Annotated in this window: 15 protein-coding genes; 7 read left to right on the top strand and 8 right to left on the bottom strand. The window is 72.7% G+C overall.

Features of this window, described 5'->3' with window-relative positions:
* Positions 1–52: 52 nt before the first annotated feature.
* From WME76_RS43660 to WME76_RS43645, 4 genes are all read right to left on the bottom strand, one after another.
* Positions 53–1,039 (bottom strand): DUF4142 domain-containing protein, encoded by a 987-nt coding sequence (locus WME76_RS43660; RefSeq protein ID WP_437958064.1) that lies wholly within the window; start codon positions 1,037–1,039, stop codon positions 53–55.
* 173 nt (positions 1,040–1,212) lie between these two features.
* Positions 1,213–2,727 (bottom strand): hypothetical protein, encoded by a 1,515-nt coding sequence (locus tag WME76_RS43655; protein ID WP_437958063.1) that lies wholly within the window; start codon positions 2,725–2,727, stop codon positions 1,213–1,215.
* 56 nt (positions 2,728–2,783) lie between these two features.
* A complete protein-coding gene (locus WME76_RS43650) occupies positions 2,784–4,385 on the bottom strand; it encodes a hypothetical protein (protein ID WP_437958062.1) in 1,602 nt (533 codons plus the stop codon).
* Between the two features lie 14 nt (positions 4,386–4,399).
* A complete protein-coding gene (locus WME76_RS43645) occupies positions 4,400–5,476 on the bottom strand; it encodes a PEGA domain-containing protein (protein ID WP_437958061.1) in 1,077 nt (358 codons plus the stop codon).
* An 821-nt stretch (positions 5,477–6,297) separates the two neighbouring features.
* On the opposite strand from WME76_RS43645, the gene WME76_RS43640 reads away from it, so the two are divergent.
* Both WME76_RS43640 and WME76_RS43635 read left to right on the top strand, forming a co-directional pair.
* Entirely contained in the window at positions 6,298–7,179 is an 882-nt protein-coding gene (locus tag WME76_RS43640) for a hypothetical protein (protein ID WP_437958060.1), read from the top strand.
* Positions 7,180–7,235: 56 nt separating this feature from the next.
* Positions 7,236–7,904, top strand: a complete 669-nt coding sequence (locus WME76_RS43635) for a glutathione S-transferase family protein (RefSeq protein ID WP_437958059.1) — start codon at positions 7,236–7,238, stop codon at positions 7,902–7,904.
* Between the two features lie 59 nt (positions 7,905–7,963).
* On the opposite strand, the gene WME76_RS43630 is transcribed toward WME76_RS43635, so the two are convergent.
* Complete coding sequence (locus WME76_RS43630; RefSeq protein ID WP_437958058.1) at positions 7,964–8,659, bottom strand: hypothetical protein; 696 nt, start codon at positions 8,657–8,659, stop codon at positions 7,964–7,966.
* Positions 8,660–8,765: 106 nt separating this feature from the next.
* On the opposite strand from WME76_RS43630, the gene WME76_RS43625 reads away from it, so the two are divergent.
* Positions 8,766–9,329 (top strand): GNAT family N-acetyltransferase, encoded by a 564-nt coding sequence (locus WME76_RS43625; RefSeq protein ID WP_437958057.1) that lies wholly within the window; start codon positions 8,766–8,768, stop codon positions 9,327–9,329.
* Positions 9,330–9,344: 15 nt separating this feature from the next.
* Here WME76_RS43625 and WME76_RS43620 read toward each other — a convergent pair whose 3' ends face one another.
* Complete coding sequence (locus WME76_RS43620; protein ID WP_437958056.1) at positions 9,345–10,784, bottom strand: serine/threonine-protein kinase; 1,440 nt, start codon at positions 10,782–10,784, stop codon at positions 9,345–9,347.
* Positions 10,785–11,290: 506 nt separating this feature from the next.
* Here WME76_RS43620 and hemL point away from each other — a divergent pair.
* Positions 11,291–12,607 carry a glutamate-1-semialdehyde 2,1-aminomutase gene (gene hemL / locus WME76_RS43615; RefSeq protein WP_433932398.1) on the top strand — a complete coding sequence of 439 codons (1,317 nt, stop codon included), beginning with the start codon at positions 11,291–11,293 and terminating at the stop codon, positions 12,605–12,607.
* A 137-nt stretch (positions 12,608–12,744) separates the two neighbouring features.
* Here the strand turns inward: hemL and WME76_RS43610 are convergent, their stop codons facing one another.
* Entirely contained in the window at positions 12,745–14,466 is a 1,722-nt protein-coding gene (locus WME76_RS43610; RefSeq protein ID WP_437958055.1) for an FG-GAP repeat domain-containing protein, read from the bottom strand.
* 212 nt (positions 14,467–14,678) lie between these two features.
* On the opposite strand from WME76_RS43610, the gene WME76_RS43605 reads away from it, so the two are divergent.
* The 3 genes from WME76_RS43605 (at position 14,679) to WME76_RS43595 (ending at position 17,351) form a co-directional block, all read left to right on the top strand.
* Positions 14,679–15,281 carry a hypothetical protein gene (locus WME76_RS43605; RefSeq protein WP_433932396.1) on the top strand — a complete coding sequence of 201 codons (603 nt, stop codon included), beginning with the start codon at positions 14,679–14,681 and terminating at the stop codon, positions 15,279–15,281.
* A gap of 118 nt (positions 15,282–15,399) precedes the next feature.
* Positions 15,400–16,893 (top strand): aminomethyl-transferring glycine dehydrogenase subunit GcvPB, encoded by a 1,494-nt coding sequence (gcvPB, locus tag WME76_RS43600; protein WP_437958054.1) that lies wholly within the window; start codon positions 15,400–15,402, stop codon positions 16,891–16,893.
* A 149-nt stretch (positions 16,894–17,042) separates the two neighbouring features.
* Positions 17,043–17,351 carry a hypothetical protein gene (locus tag WME76_RS43595; RefSeq protein ID WP_437958053.1) on the top strand — a complete coding sequence of 103 codons (309 nt, stop codon included), beginning with the start codon at positions 17,043–17,045 and terminating at the stop codon, positions 17,349–17,351.
* 17 nt (positions 17,352–17,368) lie between these two features.
* Here the strand turns inward: WME76_RS43595 and WME76_RS43590 are convergent, their stop codons facing one another.
* Positions 17,369–21,193 (bottom strand): serine/threonine-protein kinase, encoded by a 3,825-nt coding sequence (locus WME76_RS43590; protein WP_437958052.1) that lies wholly within the window; start codon positions 21,191–21,193, stop codon positions 17,369–17,371.
* Between the last annotated feature and the right edge of the window lie 193 nt (positions 21,194–21,386).

The raw sequence follows: 21,386 nt of genomic DNA, 5'->3' as shown, positions 1-21,386 counted from the left end.
GATGCAGAGAGACACGCGCTCTCCGCATCCCGGCATCCACTCCCGCGGTCGACTACTTCGTCGTCCCGGCGCCCTTCGTGCCAGCGCCGGCCCCGGCGGCCGGGGTCGCTGCCGGCGGCTGAACGCCGCCCTGGCCGCCCGGGCTCCCCGCCGTCACGCCGGTCTGCCCGGCCTGGTTCCCCGACTGCGCGCCGGCGGCGCGCTGCCCGCCGGTCGTGCCCTGGTTCCCGGCGCCGGTCGCGCCGGTCGTCGCGCCGCCCTGCGCCCCGGCGCCGGCCGCGCCGGTCGCGCCCTGCGTCCCCGTCGCGCTCGTCGTGCCCGTGCCGCCGGCCGCGCCGGTCGCCGGGCCGAGCTTCTGCGCGAGCGCCTCCGCGTCCTTGAGGTGCTTCTCGATCGTCGGGCGGAGGTCCTTCTCGATCATCGCCTTCAGATCGGCGTTCTTCGCGTCCTGCAGGATCCGCTTGTCGAGCAGGTCGAGCGTCTTCTGGTGGTCCTGGATCATGAGGGCCACGAACTGCTGATCGAAATCGGGGCCCTGCAGGGCCTTGAGCTGGTCGACCGCCTGCTGCGTGTCGGTGGTGAGCTGCTTGCTCTTGTCCGACTCCGCCGCGGTGATGCCGAGCTTCTTCACCAGCTGGGCCTGCTTCGTCTTCGCCTGGGTGTGGTGCTGGGTGATGACCCTGGCGTAGGCCTTCACGTCCTTGTGCTTGGCCTTCGTCTGCGCGAGCGTGGCCTCGTCAATCTCCTTCTTGTTCGCGGCGTCGAGCACGGCGACGATCTGCTCGTCGGTGAGCGGGGCCTCGGGCGGCGCGCTCGGCGTCGTGGTGGTGGTTGCCCCCGTCTGCGCGTCCGCGCTGGGCTGCGTCGCCGGCGGCGGCGCGGTGTCGACCGGCGGCGGCGGCGGCGTCATGGCGGGCTGGGTCGGCGGCGGCGTTGCTCCGCTCGCCGAGCTCGGATCGCTCGCCGGGGGCTGGTTCGAGCAGCCAACGCCGAGGGCGAGACCGAGCGAGACGACGAGAACGTTGCGCGATGCGACCATAGATCGAGACCTCCTCACGTAGGTTTGGGTGCCCGGCCGTGTGCAAGATCGGTGCACAAGGCGGGAGCATGGTTTTCCCGCACTTCGTGCAGCTAGTAGGGTTCCCTACTGTCGCAAATCGCTACAGCGGGTGCGAAGTTGCCTCAGCCGACGCCTCCTGGATGCGGATCTCGCTATTCAAGAAACCGGAGGGTCTCGACGGCGTTGCCGTCCTCTGCTCGGATCTCGTTGCCAGCCCAGTCCCAGCTCACGCCGCCCTCGCCCGGCAGCCCCAGTTCGAAGGTGACGCCCTCCAGCGTGAGCTGGTCCTCGTCGAGGTAGGCGATGCCGATCGAGTCGCCGCCGCGCCCGGGGCCGCCGTAGCCGCCGTCGCCCCCTCGGCCGCCGCTGCCTCCAGCGCAGGACCACGTGCCGTCCCCCACGGCGCCGCCCGGTGCGCCTCGGCCACCGTTGCCGCCTCGCTCGGGCGGCCCGCCGTCGCCGCCGGGACCTCCGTCGCGGGCGATGATGACACTGTCCCGCACCGTCAGCTTGGCGTGGAGCGCCACGATGCCGATGCTCGGGTACCCGTTTTCGGCCCCCCGCCCGCCTCGGCCACCGCATCCGCCGGCGCCGCCGGAGCCGCCGCCGGCGCCGCCCTTCGAGGTCACGCCGCACAAGGAGAACCCGCCGCGCTGCCCGCCGCCGCCGCCCCCGCCCTGGCCCGGCATGCCCCTGGTGCCGTCGCGTGCCCAATCGGGCACCCATCCAGTCTCGCTGAGGCGTCCGATGCCCTGGCCCGCCGCTCCGACGGTCCCTGGCGCGCCGTCGGCCCCCGAGAGCCCGTGACCGCACTTGGTGAAGTCCACCTGCCTGACTCCCCCGCGACCATCCAGCGGGTCGGACGTCGCGATCGGCTGCCCGGTCTCCCCATCGTCGCCGCCATCGGAGAGGCCGTCGCCTCCTTTGCCGCCGGTGCTCGGGGTTCCCCCCTCGCACACGTTCACCACCGCCGGACCGCCGGAGACGGTGGCCGCCGAGCATGCGTCGCCCCCGTACAGCCCATCAGGCCCCGTCTCCGCCCGATTCATCCCGGGCCATTCCTCGCCATCGTGACCCGCCCATCCGTAAGACGCGAGAATCTCGGTTCGGATGAACTCCACGGCTGTGCCCGAGCGAACGACGAGACCGATCGCGTCGCCCGACACGAGCCTCACGTCGGCAATCGTCGATACGCCGTCCGCGGCGCCCGTGTCTCCATCGCGCGCGGGGACGACGGTCAGAATCGGATCGTAGACATGGCTCTGAAGCGTGCTGAAGCCATTCTGGCGCTCCCAGCTCAAGCAGTTGAATCCCCCGATGAGGTCGACGCCTGACGGCAGCGTGACGGGATCGAAGAAGCCGTCGGCACACGCGAACACGCGCCCTCGTCCGGTTCGTGCGATTTCCACGGCGCGCTGGAGCGTGCGCACGGGCTTGTCCTTCGTGCCCGGGTTCGCGTCGTCCCCGCTGCCGAAGATCCCGCCCACGAACACGCCGCAGCCGTCCTCGAGTACATCGGCCGCGAGGCGCGCGAGACACGCCGACTCCGGCGGCGCCTCGCCTGGGCACGACGAAGCGCCGTCGCACGCCGCTCCGCCGGCGTCGTCGGAGCCCGGCGCGGTGCCGCAGCCCGTCACGACGAGCAACAGCGCAGGGACCAGAGCCATCGATGTCGCGATTCGCATCGTTCTCCCTCGTGATTGCGTAGCGCGCGTCGAGCCGCTCAGCGGGGCGGGACGGGGGCGGGGCCCTCGAATTGTCGGTAAGGCATGGCATCACCTGGCCTTCCCTTACCCTCTTCCTCATCCAGTGCTGCGTTGCCCGCGGGCCCCCCTTCGCCGCCGCGTCCGTACTCGATGTTCGTACCGAGGGCGATGGTGACGGTGGCGCCCAGCGATGCAACGCCGAGCGAGGGTCCCCCGAGGCCGCCGCCGGCATCGCCGCCGTCACCTCCGTCGCCGCCCTTGCCCCCAGGGCACGCGCCCCACATAGGCGATCCAGGATCACCGAGCCCGCCGTGTCCGCCCGGTAGCCCAAGGCCGCCCGGTTGGCCCGTGCCGCCGACCCCGCCGTCACCGCCGTCGCCCGTGATCACGGTCGTTGCCTCGAGCGTCAACGCGCTCCCCTGCAAGGCCACGATACCGATGCTCGCCCCGCCATAGCCGCCGCCTTTGCCTCCCCGGCCACCGCAACCGCCGCTGCCGCCTGAGCCGCCCGCCGCGCCGGCCTGCGGGCGATTCGCTGGACACGCGGTCATCGGGCCACGCGATTTGCTGCCACCGCCGCCGCCCCCGCCTTGGCCCACGCCGCCCTTCTTCCCGTCCTCGCCGCGGACGCCGACCCAACCGTCTTCCGTGAGGTAGCCCGCGCCCACCGCGCCGGCGGCGCGACCACGGTGGGCCCCGTTCGCGCCATCGCTTCCCTCGCTGCATCTCGTCACGCCGGCGCCGGCGCCCGCACGGCCCCAACCGTCGTCGTTCTCCGCCGGCTCCGGCTGCCCCGGCGCGCCGTCGCCCCCCGCCTCGAGCCCGCCGTAGCCCCCGTGTCCGCCCGTGGACTCGATGCCGTCGTCGCATACGGTGATGACCGGCAGGGCGCCCGTCGCGAAGTCCGCGGTGCAGGCGTTCGCGCCGTTGTTCCCGAACTCACCCCACGTCGCCCGTTCGCTGGGCATGTCCTCGCCCGGCGCCCCCTCCTCGCCGTCGCCCGCGATAACCACGCTGGCCCGCACGATCGCCCTGGCGCCCTGGCTCAAGATCATCGCGATCGACGACTTGCCATCGCGCGCCGAGGCGTCGGCCGCCACGGCGCGCACGCCGAAGATCACCGACGTCGCGGCGTCGTCCCCGACGACCCGCAGCGGGATCCCCGCCGGCGGCGCGATGACCGTCGGCTCGTTCGGCCCGTCGAACGCCCACGCGTACGACCAGCCGCCATCATCGCAGCGACGAGCGCCCCAGAGGTGGATCCCCGACGTCAGGGTGACCTCTTCCTGGAACGTCTCGCCGCACGCGTAGACGTGGCGCAGGCCCCGCGCTCGCGCCTCCACGATCGCGTCTTGCAGCGACGTGAACGGCTCCGCCCGCGTGCCAGCGCGCGGGACGTCCTCGGGCGCGCTCGCCCTGACGAACACCCCGCACTCGTCCATCACGGGACCCGCGCCGGGCTCGATCACCTCGCACCGCGACTTCGGCGGTGCGAGGCACATCCGCTCGTCGGCGCAGTCCTCCGCGTACATGCACCCGGAGAGCCCGCCCGCGCCGCCCGTCGAGAGGGCCAGCAAGGCGCACAGCCGGACGCCGCGTCGCCACGGGAGAAAACGCACCTGCTTGCTCCTCATCACCACACCCCGTGCGCCACGAGGCCGATCTGTCCCGGAGCGGCCATCGGCGACAGCGCGACGTTGTCTCTCCTGGGCTCTGCTTGGCCGAGGCCGAGATCGGTGAAGAACGAGGCGACGGTCACGGCCCCGAGGACGCCGCTTGCGACCACCAGCCCCGTGCCGAGCGCGGCGAACCGATCTCGCTGCCGCCGGAGGCGCGACAGCTCGGAGCACGTCGCAGGGGGCGATGGTTCCCGGCAGGCCCACGACGTCAACCCCAGCTCGTCGAGCTTGCCGTTGAGCTCCGCGAGATCGCCGTCGGCTGCCCTCGCGTGAACCATGAACAGGGCGCCGAAGGAGGCTGACGCCGTGGTCAGGCCGATGCCGGCGATGCGCAGCGTTCCCGGCCACGAGGAGAGCGGGCCGGGAGCCTCGGCGCGCGCAGCGGGCGCGGCGCTCACGGGCTTCGGCTTCGCCGGCGCGGTCTCCTTGGCGCTGATCGCCGCCGCGCGCGGCAGCACGGTCGCGATCTCGTGCCGCGCGCCCGCCACGGCCTGTATCACGTGCAGCGCTTCTTCCCGGCCCGTCGCTCGGGCCCGCACCACGTGCCGGCCCGGATTCAGGAACAGCCGGTGGGTTCGCGCGGTCCGGCCGCGGGGCGTGCCATCGACGATCACCTCGGCGTTCGGTGGATCCACCGCCACGACGAGCGTCCCGACGAACGGCTCTGCCTTGCGCAGCCCCTCCGAGAATCGCTCGTACTGCGCAGAAGACAGCGCATCGTGATGCTCGAGGCCCTGCTCAAGGCTCCACGCCAGGTGCTCCGCCGCGTCACGGTAGTTGCGCAGCGCGAGCTCACAGAGCCCGAGCTCCCCGGCGATCTCGGCGCGTGCCCTCGCTGTGGCAGACGCCGCGTCGGCCGCCTCGAAAGCAGCCCTGTAGGCGCCAGCGGCCTCGGCCCACCGTCCCTGTGCGCGAGCGCGCTTGGCACGGCGAAGATGCTCTTTGAAGGCCGAACCGTCGCTTCGTCCGGGCGCCGGAGCGCGGTCCTCCGCGCGGATCGGAGGCGCGAGGCCGATCGCGACGCCGAGCATCAAGCATACCCACAACGATTGCGCGACGAGACGCATGGCACGAACGGTACGTACGCCCGCCGTAGAGCGTCAACGGCTGGAAATCGCCACGAATCAACGCTTTGGATGACAAGAGACGGCCCGATGGCGGAACACGTGGTCCGTCCCCGGCGGTGGCGACCGTGCGCGCGCGTCGAGGTGCCTCATCGACAGCGCTTTTTCCGGTTGACACAGCACGGTTACGGAGCGCCCCTCCCGTGATGCCGGAAGGCGATCCGTCGCCCATCCGCTGCCCGCGCGATTCCCGCTACGTCCTGCACCACCCGCGGCGAAGCCCCGCGCGATTCCCGCTACGTCCTGCACCACCCGCGGCGAAGCCCCGCGCGATTCCCGCTACGTCCTGCACCACCCGCGGCGAAGCCCCGCGCGATTCCCGCTACGTCCTGCACCACCTCCGGACAAGCCCCGCGCGATTCCCGCTACGTCCCGCGCCACCCGCGGCGAAGCCCCGCGCGCTTCCCGCTACGTCCCGCACCACCCGCGGCGAAGCCCCGCGCGCTTCCCGCTACGTCCTGCACCACCTGCGGCGAAGCACCGCGCGCTTCGCGCTACGTCGCAGCGTCCTCCGCCGTCGCTCAACCGAGGCACCGGCCGGAGCGCCGTCTGCTCCTCTCGCCTGGGTGCTCAGCGCGATGTCCCGCTCCCCGATCACGGCGTTCGTTCCCCATGCTCCCTGCGACATCCTCGCTGCCGACATGCAACCGCACGATCATGTTCCTGGATCGCGCCCATTTCGTGCTCGCCTGCGACACTCGCCCCAGCGCGACTTAGTCCTTGCGTTCATGCCCAAACCCAAAAGCCCGAAGAAATCAGGGACCCCCTCCGTCGAGCCCACCCAGCTCCATATTGCCGAGGCGGCCTTCCAGCGCGTGAAGCCCGACCTCGACGCGATGCCGCTCGCCGGGCTGGAGACGCCGCGGCTCGATCTCCAGGCAGCGGCCGTGCAGGCTATCGGCGTGGCCAAGACGCTCTCCGCGCCCGAGCTGCGCCAGCGCATCGCGGCCATCGCCGCGGCGGGCGCGCTCGACGCCGCGCTGCTCGATGGACTCGAGAGCGTCGCGTGGGCGACATGGTTCGCCCGGCACAAGCTCCTCCTCACCTCGGCCACGCATTCCGGCGCGGCGCTCCCGCCCTCCCTCGTCGAGCGCGCCTACGAGACGCGCGCACGCATGCTGAAGACGCTCGAGTACCACCTCGACAGCGACGCAGAGGCGACAGCGCAGCTCGCGCACCTGCGCGCGGGCAGCGGCCACCTCGACCTCGCCAACGACCTGTCCGCCGCCGCCGGCATGTACCGGAAGCACCGCGAGGCGATACAGGACGACAAGCGGAACTTTCGCAGCGAGGACGAGAAGGAAGCAAGCGCCCTGGCGGAGCAGATCCTCCGCCTGCTCGGCGCCACGACGACACCCGAGCAGACGCTCTGGAAAGGCTACCAGGCGCGCGCCGCCAAGCTGCTCTTCCGCCATTACGACGAGGCCGTCCGCGTCGGTCGGTTCCTCTTCTATTACGATGATCCCGAGGGCCGCTTCCCCAACCTGTACACGGCGACGCGCTCCGCGCCGGCGTCTCCCCGGCCCGAGAAGGGCGACACGAAGCCGGATGCCGGCGCCGTGAAGCCCGAAGCCGTTCCCGTCGTGCCGCCCGTCATCGGCATCGCCTGATCCGGACGCGCGCGCTCCCCTGCGGCGCTCCTCCGTCCCCCTCCATCGCGCCGCTCGTGCCCTCCGGTCCGTTGCGCTACGGCATCGGCATGCGCCTCTACACGTTCCTCCACTCGCCCAACGCGCTCAAGGTGCGGCTCGCGCTCGCCGAGCTCGGGCTCGCCTACGAGCCGGTCGAGGTCGACCTGTTTCGCGGCGCGCAGCGCGCCGAGGTGTTCGCCCGGCTGAACCCGCACCGGAAGGTGCCCGTCCTCGAGGACGGTCCGTTCGTGCTCCGGGAGTCGAACGCCATCATCGCCTACCTTGGCCGCACCCACGGCACGACGCGCTGGCCCGACGTGCCGACGTCCGAGGCCAGGGCGCTCCAGTGGCTGTTCTTCGACAGCGCGCACCTGACCCCGCACTGCGGCATCATCTGGTGGACCAACGTCGTCGCGCCGAAGACGGGCTTCCCCGCCCCCGCCGAGGCGGTCCTCCAGCAGGCCGTCGACGAGGTCACGCGCTCGCTCGATCTGCTCGAGGCAGAGCTCGATGAGAAGCAGTACCTGCTCAAGAGCTCCATGTCGCTCACGGACTGCGCCCTGGGCGCCGCCCTCGCGATGCTCCGCGGCTCGCACCTCGACGACGCCGAGCGCTGGCCGAACGTGATCGCCTACCGCGAACGGCTGCGCGGCCGCGAAAGCTGGGCCGAGGCGCGCGGCGACGCGCTCGGCGAGCTCGGTTGACCCACGCGGCAAGCCAGAGCGCCCGCGCGGCGGCGCGCCTGCGGGTGGCACGCCTGCGGCTATCTCCTCGCCCTGCGGGCGAGCCCGCGCGCGTCGCGGCCCATCGGCTCGCCCAGCTCGAACGCCGGATCGCCGGTCCTCGCCGGCGGCTCCTGCGGGTCGCCCGGCTCGAGAGGGCCGTGCACTCGCTCGGCCTCGGCGATGGATGGGTAGTGCTCCACGTCGCCGTCCACCCGGAAGCCGCCCGCCCGCGCCGGGCGCACCACGCGACCGAGGACGAGCCCCTCCTCCCAGGTGCCCCCGTGCTCGACCGCGATCGCCGCGCCCACGGCCACCTCGGAGAGCCGCGCGAGTGCGCCCTCCGGCCGGTTCGGCGTGGGTCGCCAGCGCAGGATCATGTCCTCGTGCAGCACCACCAAGGCGAGATCGCCGGGTAGCTCGGAGACCCCGCGGGCAAAGCGGACGCGGCGCCCCGGCGCTCCGGATCCCGCCCCGCGCCCGCCACCGGCAGCGCCCTCCTCTGCCACGCCGATCGCCACGCCCTCGGCCAGCTCGATTGCCGCGCTCTCCGCCAGCTCGATCGCAGCGCCCTCGGCCAGCTCGATCGCGGCGCCCTCCTCGGCCACCCCGATCGCGGCGCCCTCCTCGGCCACTCCGATCGCAGCGCCCTCCTCCGCCAGCTCGATCGCAACGCCCTCCTCCGCCACCTCGATCGGGGTGAGCTGCTCCGGACGCAGATCCTCGAGCGGCGCCATGCGAAGTCCTCCCCGGCAGGTTTCGGCCGCGGGCGCAGCGCCGTCAAGCCCGCGGCCTCGTGCCCCGCGCTTGACGCCCGGCCGACTCCGCTGGTGCCATCCGCCGATGGCATCGTTCGACCCGTTCCCCGTCCTCACGACGCCTCGCCTCCGGCTCCGCGCGCTCGGGCCCGCCGACGTCGAGCGCCTCTTCCGTATCCGATCGGATCCGGAGATGACGCGCTACACCGGCCGGGCGCCCGACAGCTCGATCGCCGACTCGGAGCAGAACCTCGCGGTCGTCAGCGCCGGTATCCGCGAGAACACCTCTATCTACTGGGGCATCACCCTCAAGGAGGGCGGAGAGCTCATCGGGAACGGCGGCTTCTGGCGCTGGAACAAGCCCCATCGCTGGGCAGAGATCGGCTACGGGCTCCTGCCCGCGTTCTGGGGCCAGGGCATCATGACCGAGGCGCTGCGCGCCATGCTCCCCTTCGGCTTCGCGTCGATGGATCTCCACCGCGTCGAGGCCCAGCTCGACCCCGAGAACCGCGCCAGCGCGCGCGTGCTCGAGCGGCTCGGCTTCACGCGCGAAGGGCAGCACCGGCAGAACTGGTATTACGACGGGCGGTTCACCGACACCGCGGTCTACGGGCTCCTGCGCGGCGAGTTCCAGGCCACCGCGACGTGACCCGCGCGCTCGCGCCTACTTCGGCGCCGGCGCCACGCCGCTGCGCGACGGCGCCGGCGTCCCGGGCGCGGGCTCGCCTGTCCCCTCCAGGTTGAGCTGGATGCGCGCGGGGGACTCCGACGTGATCTCGACCTTCTGCGAGACGCCGTCGCTCGATCGCGCCTCCACCGAGAGCGACACCCCCGGCTTCGGCCGGGCGATGACCTGGCTGCCCACGCCGAGCACCACGTCGTTCAGCCGCACCACCGCGGCGCTCGGCTGGACCTGCACCGCGATCGGATCCACGAGCGGCCGGTGCTCCCGCGGCCGGCTCAGCGCGACGAACATGAGCGACGCGACCGCCACCCCCGTCGACACCGACGCCACGAGCCACGGCAGCGCGACCGGTCGCAGCGCGTCGCTGCCGGCGCGCATCAGCCCGCCGATCCCCCGCCGCGGATCCGTGCGCGCGCCCCGCGACCGGCCCTCGGAGACCGACCCCGCGCTCAGCGTCGCGCCGGGCCTCGGCCGCCACCCCGGGCGCTGCTGCGGCGCGGTCGCGCCCGCAATCTTCTGCCGCTCCTCCTCCATCGCGTCGCCGCAGCGCGCGATCAGGAGCTCGGCCACCTGGGCGCTCGTCATCACGCCCGACCGGCGCATGAGGAAGTCCTCCAGCGCGCTCGCCATCTCGCCCGCCGTCTGGAAGCGCTGGCGCGGGTCGCGCGCGAGCGCCTTCAGGATGATCTCCTCCAGCTCGCGCGGGCAATGCGGCGCGATGAGCGTGGGGCGCGGCGGCTCCGGAACCCCGGTCTGCGGCAGCACCAGGTCGTGCAGCACCTGGAACGGGAGCGCGCCCGTGACCGCCTCGAAGAGCACCACGCCGAGCGAGAAGATGTCGGAGCGGCGATCGACCGGGTACCCCTGCGCCTGCTCGGGCGACATGTACTCGCCCTTGCCCTTGATCTCGCCGGTCTGCGTCGTGTCGCCCAGCCGCTCGAACGCCTTCACGATCCCGAAATCGGCCACCTTCACCGTGCCGTCTCGGTCGATGAGGATGTTCTGCGGGCAGACGTCCCGGTGCACGATGCCGAGCGGCACCCCGCGCTCGTCGTGGAGCTCGTGCGCGGCGTGCAGCCCGTGCGCCGCGTCGGCCACGATGCGCGCGGCGATCGCCGGGGAGATCGGCATCGGGCGCAGCCCCGGCCGGAGCAGCCGCTGCATCGTCTGCCCGTCGATCCACTCCATCACGAGGAAGAGCACGCCGTCGGTGTCGCCGAGATCGAGGATCTCGACGACGTTGCGGTGGTGGATCTTCGAGGCGAGGTTCGCCTCGTCGAGGAACATGCGCTGAAACTGCGGGTCGTTCGCGAGCGCCGGGATCAGCGTCTTCAGCGCGACGACCTTGTGGAAGCCGCGGGAGCCCTCCATGCGCGCGGCCCACACCTGGGCCATCCCGCCCTCGCCGATGAGGCGCAAAAGCTCATATCGCCCGAGACGCTGCCCCGGAGCGGGGTCCTCGGAGATCCGCATGGCTCACCAGATGCTGGTGCTCGGGGAGCCGCGCCCGCGGTCTCCAGGAGCAGCCCGGGCCGCGGATCGCGGCCCCCTCTCTCCAGGCGCTCACCATAGCCAAGCGCGACCGCGCCGCAAAGGATCGTGTGGACCCAGGGACGCACGCGCGCCGCCGACCGCCGGCGCCCCCAACGCACGGCGCCGCGACGCCGTGACGCGCAACGCAAGACGACGGCCCGTGACGCGCAACCCGGACCACGACCGTGACGCGCAACCCGGACCACGACCGTGACGCGCAACCCGGACCACGACCGTGACGCGCAACCCCGGACCACGACCTCACGACCCGTGACCCCGGGTCACGACCCGGCGCCCCGGACCGCGCCCGGCGCCCCGCGCCCCGCGTGCCGCCCAGGCGGGCCTTGATCCGCGTCGCCCCCTCGCCCTGCCCCTGCTATGGCCGGAGCACGATGACGAACGCGACCAGCGCCCCTCCGCCCGCCCGCGGGGGCCGAGCCCCGGCCTCCAGAGCCCTGTTCGACCGCGCCGCCGCCGTCCTGCCCGGCGGCGTGAACAGCCCGGTGCGGGCCTTCCGCGCCGTCGGCGGCGACCCCCTCTTCATCGCCCGCGCGCAGGGAGCGCGGCTGTTCGACGCCGACGGCGCCGAGTACATCGATTACGTCGGCTCCTGGGGGCCGGCCATCCTCGGCCACGCGAACCCCGCCGTGGTCGAGGCCGTCCGCGACGCCGCCCTCCGCGGCCTCTCGTTCGGCGCGCCGACCGAGCTCGAGGTGCGCTTCGCCGAGACGATCCGCGAGCTCTACCCGAGCATCGACATGCTGCGCTGCGTCTCGAGCGGCACCGAGGCGACCATGAGCGCCATCCGCGTGGCGCGCGGCTTCACCCGCCGCGACGCGATCATCAAGTTCGAGGGCTGCTACCACGGCCACGCCGATCACCTGCTGGTCAAGGCCGGCAGCGGGCTCGCCACCTTCGGCGCGCCCGACTCCGCCGGCGTCCCCGAGAGCGTCGCCCGCGCCACGCTGTCGCTGCCCTACAACGACCCCGCCGCCCTCGAGGCCGCCTTCGCCGCCCGCGGCGGCGACATCGCCGCCGTCATCCTCGAGCCCGTCGTCGGCAACATGGGCTGCGTCCCGCCGGAGCCCGGCTTCCTCGCCCTCGTCATCGACCTCTGCCGCAAGCACGGCGCGCTCTCGATCTTCGACGAGGTGATGACCGGCTGCCGGCTCGCCCGCGGCGGCGCGCAGGAGCGCTTCGGCCTCCGGCCCGACCTGACCACGCTCGGCAAGGTCGTCGGCGGCGGCATGCCCCTCGCGGCCTACGGCGGCCGCGCCGACGTGATGCGCGTCGTCTCGCCGCTCGGCCCCGTGTACCAGGCCGGCACGCTCAGCGGCAACCCGCTCGCCGTCTCGGCGGGGCTCGCGACCCTCGAGCGCCTCACGCCCGACCTCTACGAGCGGCTCGAGAAGCTCGGCGCGGCGCTCGAGGACGGCCTCCGGGCCGCCGCCAAGGGCGCCGGCGTGGACGCGTGCGTCCAGCGGGTCGGCTCCATGATCACGCTCTTCTTCACGAAGGGCCCGGTCCGCTCCTGGGCCGACGCCTCCACCTCGGACACGAAGCGCTTCAGCGCCTTCCACGCGGGGATGCTCGCGCGCGGCGTCTACTGGCCCCCGTCGCAGTACGAGGCGGCGTTCCTGAGCGGCGCGCACACGGAAGAGGACATCGAGCGGACCGTCGCCGCCTGCCGCGAGGCGCTCGCGGCCTGAGGGCCGCGGCGCTCCGCGCGCAGGGAGCCGCGGAGCGAGGCCAGAACGGCGAAGGGCCGACCGCCTCGGCGATCGGCCCTTCGTGCGCGGGCAGGAGGACGCGCCCGCCCGCGCGGGCGGCCCCCCCGGCGCGCGCGTCAGTCCGCGCCGCGGACCCAGCCGTTCCGGTAGTAGTTGCCGCGGGCGGTCGGCCAGAGCAGGCAGTTATCCGACGACTGCGGCACCGTGTACACATAGGTGCACGGCTCCGGGTACTGCCCGTCGATCCACCCGATCTCGCGGAGCGACACGACGATCTCGATCGTCCCGTCCCCGTTCACGTCGGCGAGCGTCGGCACGGGCATGGCGCCGAGCCGCGGCAGCGGGATCTTGTGGAGGATCTTGCCGCCCGCGTTGAGGACGAAGAGGTGGCTCTTGTCCTCATCGGTCGAGTAGGTGTTGAACACGACCTCGGGGATGCCGTCGCCCGACAGGTCCCCGACCACGACGCCGCCCGTGAGCACCTGCGTGTCGCTCGTGTACTCGACGTCCCAGAACTCCGTCTTGTCGGCGTAGACCGCGTGGATCCGCCCGTCGAGGCCCGCGAAGATCATCTCGGGGCCGGGGCGCGTCGCGTCGAGATCGGCGACGGTCACCTGCTGGGTCGCGGCCACGATGTTGCCGCCGAGATCCTCGCCGCCGGACAGGTAGTCCGGCGCGTAGAACGGGCTCTCCCAGCCGTCGATGCGGCTCGCGTCGTTGCGGACCACCCAGAGGCCGACGCCCTGGGACTGGTCCGACATGTCGACGTCCTCGGCCGCGGCGAGCATGATGACCTCCGGCTTGCCGTCGCCGTCGACGTCCGCGATCGCAGGGGCCGAGTTCTTGAAATAGGCCTGCAGGTCGCGGCTGTCGCCGAAGCCCTGCTGCGCGAGCTCGAGATCGTGCATGTACCGCACGCCCGGCGTCTTCGGGCGGTTCCGGAACATGGGATTCGCGTCGAAGGCCTCTCCCGTGCCGTGATAGAAGCCGGCATAGGAGTTATCCATCGGCGAGACGATGTCCTGAGAGCCGTCTCCGTCGAGATCGCCGATGGCCAGGTTCTGGTCGTAGGCGCCCACGATCCAGCACTGGGCGTCGTCGCTGCGGCGCGCGTCGCACCCGATCGTCTCGCTCTCGATCGGCGGGAAGCCCGCGACAGGCGCCCCGCTCGCGTGGAAGGCCATCAGGATGTCGGGGGACCGGTCGGTGCTCGCGGCCACGACGTCGAGCTGGCCGTCGCCGTCGACGTCGCCCGCGGCGAGGGCGCGGATCTCGTCGTTCCAGGTGACGGGCCAGCCGCTGACCACCTGGCCGTTCGCGTCGAGCATGTAGATCCTGGTGCGCGCGGCGATGACGGTCTCGAGCTGCTCGTCGCCGCGGAAATCCCCGACGATCGGGCTCGCCCAGATGCGGCCGTGCTGCCGCGACTCGTCGAACCGCCACCGCTGCTCGCCGTCGGGGCCCCAGGCGACGACGTTGCCGTTGTGCGTGACGAGGATCTCGTTCGCGCCGTCGCCGTCCAGATCGGCGACCGCCGGCGAGCCGAGCCAGGCGCTCTCGTCGTCGTCGGAGAGCTGGAGCAGGAGCTGGGGCTCGGCGACGTCGGTGGAGCCGCCGCTCGCCGCGGGAGCGCACGAGGCGGCGGCGGGCAGCGGCTTGGAGCCCCCGGGGACGGGGCGCGGGCCGCCGCCGGAGGAGCTGCTTCCACCGCCGCGCGGAGGAGAGCCGTCAAGGTCGCCGAGCTGCCCCTCGCACGCAGCAAGGGCGAGCACACTGGCGAAGAGAGCAGTTCTGCCGGGAATTACTGAACCTCGGTTGCAGACAAAGAACTTCAGCATGGCGGGAGCTTAACAGCGGCTCCGCGCACCTCGAGCGACGGAAGTAGAAAATCACGCCGTCGAGCACACACCGGACGGTGCGTTACGCTCCTCCTTCAGGAGGCGAGGTGGGCGCATGTCCCTGACACGCCGCGACGGACGCGCGGAGCGCATGCCGGGGGCGCATGGCGGGGGTATGGGTGCGGGTAGGTGCTGTGCTAGGCTCCGCCGCCATGAACGTATCGCGACGGCTCTGGATCGCCGCCGCCGCCGGAGCCCTTCTGCTAGGCCCGATGGCGCTCGGCTGCAGCTCGAACCCCGCTCCCAAGACGGCCAAGGTGCAGGCCGGGGACATGCCCGAAGGCGCCGACTGGACGGGGGTCTATTACAGCGAGCTCTACGGTTACCTGCACCTCGTGCAGGACAACGACGCCATCTCGGGCAAGTGGATCCGGCCCGTCAAGGATCGCTGGGGCGAGCTGCACGGCTCGGTGACGGGCGACCTCATCAAGTTCTCCTGGACCGAGCATGTCATCGGCGCGATCGGGCCGAACTCGACCAAGGAAGGCCGGGGATACTTCAAGTACAAGCGGCCCGAGGGCGAGAACGTCGACGACAAGGTGGTGGGCGAGATCGGCCGCAACAAGGACGAGGTCGGCGAGCCCTGGGAGGCGGTCAAGCAGCGCAACATGATGCCGGACCTCCAGTCGATCGGCGGCACCGGCAGCTCCGACATCGGCGGCGGCGACTGGGACAGCGAGAACCAGGAGTCCGGCACGCCCGAGGCGCCTGCCTCACCCTCCGACGAAGGCGCCGCCGAGCCCCCCAGCCTCTGACCGACGAAGCGCCGGCCGGCCTCCACGGCCCTGACCGACGAAGCACCCGCGGGTCCACCGTGGCCCCTGACGACGAAGCACCTGCCGGGCTCCCCGGCCTCTGACATAACAGCACCCGATGACGCAACCGCAGCCGCGAGGCATTCAGTTCCGCGAACCCCCCATCTTCGAGCGCGGCACGCCGGGCAGGACCGGCGCGTCGCTCCCCCCGCTCGACGTGCCCGACGTCGACCCCGGCGCCCACTACGGCGCGCTCGCGCGCAAGGAGCCGGCCGGCCTGCCGGAGGTGAGCGAGCCGGAGGCCTTCCGGCACTTCGTCCGGCTCTCGCAGTGGAACTTCTGCATCGACGGGCAGATGTACCCGCTCGGGTCGTGCACGATGAAGTACAACCCGAAGATCAACGAGTGGGCCGCGCGCATCCCGGGCTTCGCGAAGCTGCACCCGATGACGCCCGATGAGCTCAGCCAGGGCTCGCTCGAGGTGATGTGGCGCCTCCAGGAGGCGCTCTGCGAGGTCAGCGGGATGGACGGCTGCTCGCTGCAGCCGTCGGCGGGCGCGCAGGGCGAGCTCGCGGGGCTGATGATGATGCGCGCGTTCCACGAGTCGAAGGGGCGCTCGCCGAGGAAGGTCTTCATCCCGGAGAGCGCCCACGGGACGAACCCGGCGAGCTGCGCGCTCAACGGGCTCGTGGCCGTCCGGATCGAGAAGAACGCCGACGGGATCACCCACCCCGAGCAGGTCCTCGCCGCGATCGAGCGCGAGGGGTCGGACGGCGACGTCTGCGGCCTGATGATCACGAACCCGAACACCCTCGGGGCGTACGAGACGCACCTGCCGGCGATCATCAAGCTCATCCACGACAGGGGCGGGCTCGTCTACGGCGACGGCGCGAACACGAACGCCATCATGGGGCACGCGCGGCCGGGCGACGTGGGCATGGACGTCATCCACATCAACCTGCACAAGACGTTCACGACCCCGCACGGCGGCGGGGGCCCCGGCTCCGGGCCGGTCTGCTTCAAGAAGCACCTGGAGCCGTTCCAGCCCTCGCCCGTGCTCGTGCGGCGCGGCGACGCGCTCGCGTGGGACCACGACCGGCCCCAGAGCATCGGGCGGCTGCGGGCCTTCACCGGCAACTTCGGGATGTTCATCCGGGCGTACGCGTACATCCGGGAGATGGGCGGCGAGGGGCTCACGACGGCGAGCAGCCTCGCGGTGCTGAACGCGCGCTACCTCTGGGCCAAGCTGAAGGACCACTACCTCGCGCCGGTGCCGCAGCCGTGCATGCACGAGGTCGTGCTCTCCGACAGCCAGATCGAGAAGGAGACCGGGGTCAAGACGCTCGACATCGCCAAGCGGCTGCTCGACTACGGCTTCCACGCGCCCACGGTCTACTTCCCCCTGGTCGTGCCGGGCGCCCTGATGATCGAGCCGACCGAGACGGAGACCCGCGAGACCCTCGACGAGTTCGCGGCCGCGATGCTGAGCATCCTCAAGGAGGCGCAGGAGACGCCAGAGGTCGTGAAGCAGGCGCCGCACGGCACGGTGGTCGGGCGCCTCGACGAGGCCCGGGCGGCGCGGCAGCCGCGCCTGCGATGGTCGAAGACCTGAGCTCCGCGGGAGGAGGACCGCGCGCGGGCGGCCTCCTCCGGCAGGCGGCGCCGGCCGGCGGCGCGCGCCAAATTCGCGAATCTACGCCGGACGCGTCTACAATGAGCGACGAGGGACCGCGGTGAGGTGCCTCACGGGACGAGCGACGCGTGGCCGATACCGTTGAGAACGAAGGCGACATCGAGACGATCTGCCAGACCACCCCGGTCTCGGTCGGAGACACCGTGCGCCTCGTGTTCCGCGCGTACGACGAGGCGACGCCGCCGTTCAACATCAAGATCCGCTCCCCCTCGGGCAAGATCATCATCGAGCGCGTGCTGCGCGACCTGCCCACCGGCAAGCCGCAGAGCGCCTCGCCGGTCGAGTTCAGCGCGTCGGCCCCCGGCGAGTACAAGATCGAGATCAAGCAGCTCTACGGCAAGCAGAAGGGCACCGCCGTCCTGCGCGTGAAGCCCTGAGGGGCGGCGCGGCGACGCTAGGCTGAGAAGCCCGGCAGGAGCATGTTCGTCATGCGATCGGGGCTCACGATGCCCTGGTCGTGCATCCAGGCGTTCGCCGCGTCGACGGCGGTGCGGCCCTCGTCGCCCTGGAGCAGCTCGCCGTGGCGGCGGCGCGCGGCGGCGGCGTGGAGCGCCATGCCGGCGGACTCGAAGCCGCGCACGGCGTCGGTGAGCGACTGGAGGGCCGCCTCGGCCTCGCCGCGCGCGGCGGAGACGGCGGCGCGCACGGACGCGGCGAGCGGGTCGGCCCAGGGCATGTGCTCGGCGTCGAGCTTGCGGGCAGCGCGGATCGCCTCGTCGTGGAGCGGCTCGGCGTCGGACGGCGCGGCGACGGCGGCGGCGACCGCGGCGCAGGCCCGGAGGTGCGTGATGATGATGCGCACCGCCTGGATGCGCAGCGCGAGCGAGCTCTCGATGCCCGAGCGCTGCTCGGCGAAGAGGCGGTGCGTCGCCTCGCCCTCGCCCCGGTACAGGCCGATGTGCGCGCGGGCGACGAGGTCGAAGTAGCTCTGGAGCTGGAAGCCCGCCTTGGACCAGCTCCGGATCGCGTCCTGCGCCTGGCGCTGCGCGGCGTCGGGATCGTCGCCGACCAGCCAGTAGGCGTTGCTCTGCGAGGAGCGCAGGCTCGTGGCCAGGTAACGGTCGCCGCGCTCGTCGGCCGCCTGCAGGTACATGGGGACACGGCGCATGAACTCGCGCGTCTCGCCGCCATACCAGAGCGCCCAGACCGAGAACGTGTGCGCCCAGCTCCGCTCCCACGTGACGCCGGTACAGCGCTCGCGGAAAATCACGTCTGCACGGTCGAGATCGGCCACGCCCTGCTGCCAGCGGCCGAAGAGCGTGGCCGTGACGCCGCCCACGAAGCCGACGAGGCCGAGCGCGTGCGGCCGGCCGATGCGCGCGGCGATCGCGCTCGCCGTCGAGAGCAGGTCGGAGACGCGGGAGGCGGACGGGCCGCCGTCGATGGCGAGGTAGGTCGCCTCGAAGGCGAGGGCGCGGGTCACGCGGTACGGCTCGCCTGCCTTGAGGGAGAGCAGCAGGTTGCGCGCCTGGAAGTCGGCGCCGCGCGTGGGGTCGACGATCGCGAGGCCCATCGCCGCCGACCAGCAGACGTCGATGCGCATGAGATCCTCGGGCGAGACCTCGTCGGCGGGGCGCTCGACGAAGTTCAGCCCGCGCAGGCGCACCTGCGCCCGCCGCAGCATCAGCGATGCGACCGCGAGCTCGGGCGTCTTCGGCACCTGCATGCCGACCGCGCCGAGCACCGAGCGCAGGCCCGCCATGCCGGCGTCGACGTAGCCGGCGCGGAGCAGGTTCTCCGCGGCGCGGCGCCCGAGATCGACCGCCTCCGCCTCCGGGGCGCCGTCGCTCGCGGCCATGTAGGCCTCGGCGGCCTTGGCGCCGCGGCCGGCGCTGCTCAGCGCGTCGCCGAGCTTGGCGAGCACGACCCGCCGCTCCGCCCCGCCGGGGAGGTGGAGATCGATCGCCATGCGGTAGAGGCGCGCCGCGTGGTCGAACGCGAACGCGGCCTCGGCCTGCTCGCCGGCGCGCACCGCGTAGCCGGCGGCGCGCTCGGCGTCGCCGGCGGCGCGCCAGTGCTCGGCCAGCGCCTCGAGCTCCGCCCGCCCGGAGGCCTCCAGCGCCAGGGCGAGCCGGCCGTGCCAGCTCCGCGATGTCTGCTCGTCGAGCCGGGTCGTCACCGTCTCGCGGATGCGGTTGTGGAACGGCTCCGCGAACTCGTCCTGGCCCGAGCCGCCGGTCCGCACGAGGTTCGCCGCGCGCAGGGCCGAGAGCACCCGCGTGAGCTCCGAGAAGTCCGCGGCCATGGCGTGCGCGGCGACCGACGTCAGCACCGGCGAGCCGGCGCACACGACGAGCTCGAGGAGCTGGCGCGCCCGCGGGTCCAGCCGGCTGATGCGCGCCCAGAGGACGTCGTCGAGGCGCACCGGCCCGCCGTCGGTGTCCTGCGCCATGCGGTGGCGCAGGAGGGCGTCGATGAAGAGCGGGTGGCCGCCGGCCTCCTGCGCGATCGCCTCGATGCTGAGCGGGCGGCCGGCCGGCGCGCCCCGGAGCAGCAGCGCGCAGAGCTCCTGCGCCTCGGCGAGCGACAGGCGGTGAAGGATGATGTGCCCGAGCGTCTCGGCCGGCACCCCGATCTGCCGCGACAGCGGCGGCGCCGTCTCCGAGGCGGTCCGCACCGCCGCCACGAGCATCATCGCCCGCGGGCGCGAGGCGTCGGCCGGCGCGCCCGCGGCGGCGCCGTCGAGCCCCGGGAACGAGCCCGGCCTGCTCGCGGCGACGAGGTCGGCCTCGGTCCACGGGCGCATCACCTCCGAGAGGAGCGCGACGCTGTCGGCGTCGGCCCACTGGAGATCGTCGATCGCGAGCACGAGCGGCCGCTCGGCCGCGAGCCGGCCGAGCAGCTCCCGGAGCGCGGCGAAGACGAGCGCGCGGATCTCGGGCGGGTCGATCGCCTTGCGCCGCGCGCGCGCCTCGGTGATCGCGGGGACGGTCCGGAGCACCGGGAACACCGTGCCGAGCAGGCCCGCGTTGGGCGGCAAGAGCGCCTTGATCTCCTCGGGAGGGCGGCGCGCGAGGTGCCGGCTCAGCGCGTCGATGAGCTCGTCCACCGCCTTGTAGGGGACCGCCTCGCGCTCGTAGCAGCGCCCCGCGAGGACGAGCGCCTCCTTGTCGATGCGCTCCAGGAACCGGCGGAGGAGCGCGCTCTTGCCGACGCCCGACTCGCCCTCGATGAACCGCGTGACAGCGCGCCCCATCCTGGCCTCCGCGAACGCGCCCTCGAGCGCGGCGAGCTCGCTGCGCCGGCCGACGAAGCCGATGCGCTGCGAGAGGACCGGCGGCTCCTCGATGAGCTCCTGCACGCGGAGCCGCCGCAGCACGTCGCGCGCGGTGGGCCGGGCGGCGGGGTCGATGCGGAGCATGTCGACGCAGAGCTCGTCGATGTCCGGCGGCATGTCCTCGACGAGCCGGCTCGGCGGCGGGGGCTCGGCCCGCCGCATCATGTCGAGCGTCGCCTTGGGCGCCATCTGGAACGGATAGACCCCGGTCAGCGCGAGGTAGAGCATGACCCCCACGCTGTAGATATCGGCCTCGGGCCCGGCCGCCTTCGCCTCGGCCTGCTCGGGCGCCATGTAGTGGAGGGTCCCCACGACGGCGCGCTCGCGGCCTGTGCCGCTCGCGTCGGCGACGAACCCGAAGTCGAGGACGACCACCCGCCCTTCCGCGGTGACGAGCACGTTCGAAGGCTTGATGTCGCGGTGAACCTTGTAGGCCGCGTGCACGGCCGCGAGCCCCTGGGCGAGCTGCGCCAGCGCCGAGCGGAGGCGGGCCTCGTGGAAGGGGCGCTTGATGCGCGGCTGCTCTTCGGAGGGGGGGGGCTGGGCGGACCACAGCGGGCTCGACGGCAGGGTGGAGCGCCGCCCGCCGCCGGCGGGCTCGCCCTGCGGCCCGGCGTCGCCCTCCTCGTGGAGCCGCACGTGCACGACGAAATCGACACCGCGGATGAGCTCCATGGTGAAGAAGAGCTGCCCCTCTTCCTCGTGGAGCTCGCCGAGGCTGACCAGGTTGGGGTGCTGGATGTCCTGGAGCGCACGGAACTCGTTCTTGAAGCGGAGGCGCGCGTCGGCGCTCAGATTCCGGAGGATCTTGAGCGCGACGCGCCCCTTCCGCTCGCGATCGAAGGCCTCGTAGACAACCCCCATCCCGCCGACGCCCACGACGCGAACGACCTGGAAGCGACGCGTGCCTCCGAACTCGGGTCTCGCGCTCCTCAGGCCCATGCGTGGACCAAGAAATCACCGGCGCCGAGCGGTGGCAAGCAGTGCGTGGAAGCGCGTGGAAGCGCGTGGAAGCGCGTGGAAGCGCGTCGAAGCGCGTCGAAGCGCCTGGAGGCACGTAGAAGCGCCCAGGGAGCGCGAAGGAGCGCACGCAGGCCCGCAGGGCGCGTTGGAGACCGCTGGGCCCGGCGCGGGG

Origin of the sequence: Sorangium sp. So ce119 (assembly GCF_051524405.1) — a bacterium.
Taxonomy (GTDB): Bacteria; Myxococcota_A; Polyangia; order Polyangiales; family Polyangiaceae; genus Sorangium; species Sorangium cellulosum_G.
Note: the sequence above shows the minus strand (reverse complement) of the source record. Positions and strands in the feature narration are given on the sequence as shown.

Excerpts from the sequence above, each read along its gene's own strand:
- WME76_RS43660 (WP_437958064.1), bottom strand. The coding sequence starts at position 1,039 with ATGGTCGCATCGCGCAACGTTCTCGTCGTCTCGCTCGGTCTCGCCCTC.
- WME76_RS43655 (WP_437958063.1), bottom strand. The coding sequence starts at position 2,727 with ATGGCTCTGGTCCCTGCGCTGTTGCTCGTCGTGACGGGCTGCGGCACC.
- WME76_RS43645 (WP_437958061.1), bottom strand. The coding sequence starts at position 5,476 with ATGCTCGGCGTCGCGATCGGCCTCGCGCCTCCGATCCGCGCGGAGGAC.
- WME76_RS43640 (WP_437958060.1), top strand. The coding sequence starts at position 6,298 with ATGCCCAAACCCAAAAGCCCGAAGAAATCAGGGACCCCCTCCGTCGAG.
- WME76_RS43630 (WP_437958058.1), bottom strand. The coding sequence starts at position 8,659 with ATGGCGCCGCTCGAGGATCTGCGTCCGGAGCAGCTCACCCCGATCGAG.
- WME76_RS43625 (WP_437958057.1), top strand. The coding sequence starts at position 8,766 with ATGGCATCGTTCGACCCGTTCCCCGTCCTCACGACGCCTCGCCTCCGG.
- hemL (WP_433932398.1), top strand. The coding sequence starts at position 11,291 with ATGACGAACGCGACCAGCGCCCCTCCGCCCGCCCGCGGGGGCCGAGCC.
- WME76_RS43610 (WP_437958055.1), bottom strand. The coding sequence starts at position 14,466 with ATGCTGAAGTTCTTTGTCTGCAACCGAGGTTCAGTAATTCCCGGCAGA.
- WME76_RS43605 (WP_433932396.1), top strand. The coding sequence starts at position 14,679 with ATGAACGTATCGCGACGGCTCTGGATCGCCGCCGCCGCCGGAGCCCTT.
- gcvPB (WP_437958054.1), top strand. The coding sequence starts at position 15,400 with ATGACGCAACCGCAGCCGCGAGGCATTCAGTTCCGCGAACCCCCCATC.
- WME76_RS43590 (WP_437958052.1), bottom strand. The coding sequence starts at position 21,193 with ATGGGCCTGAGGAGCGCGAGACCCGAGTTCGGAGGCACGCGTCGCTTC.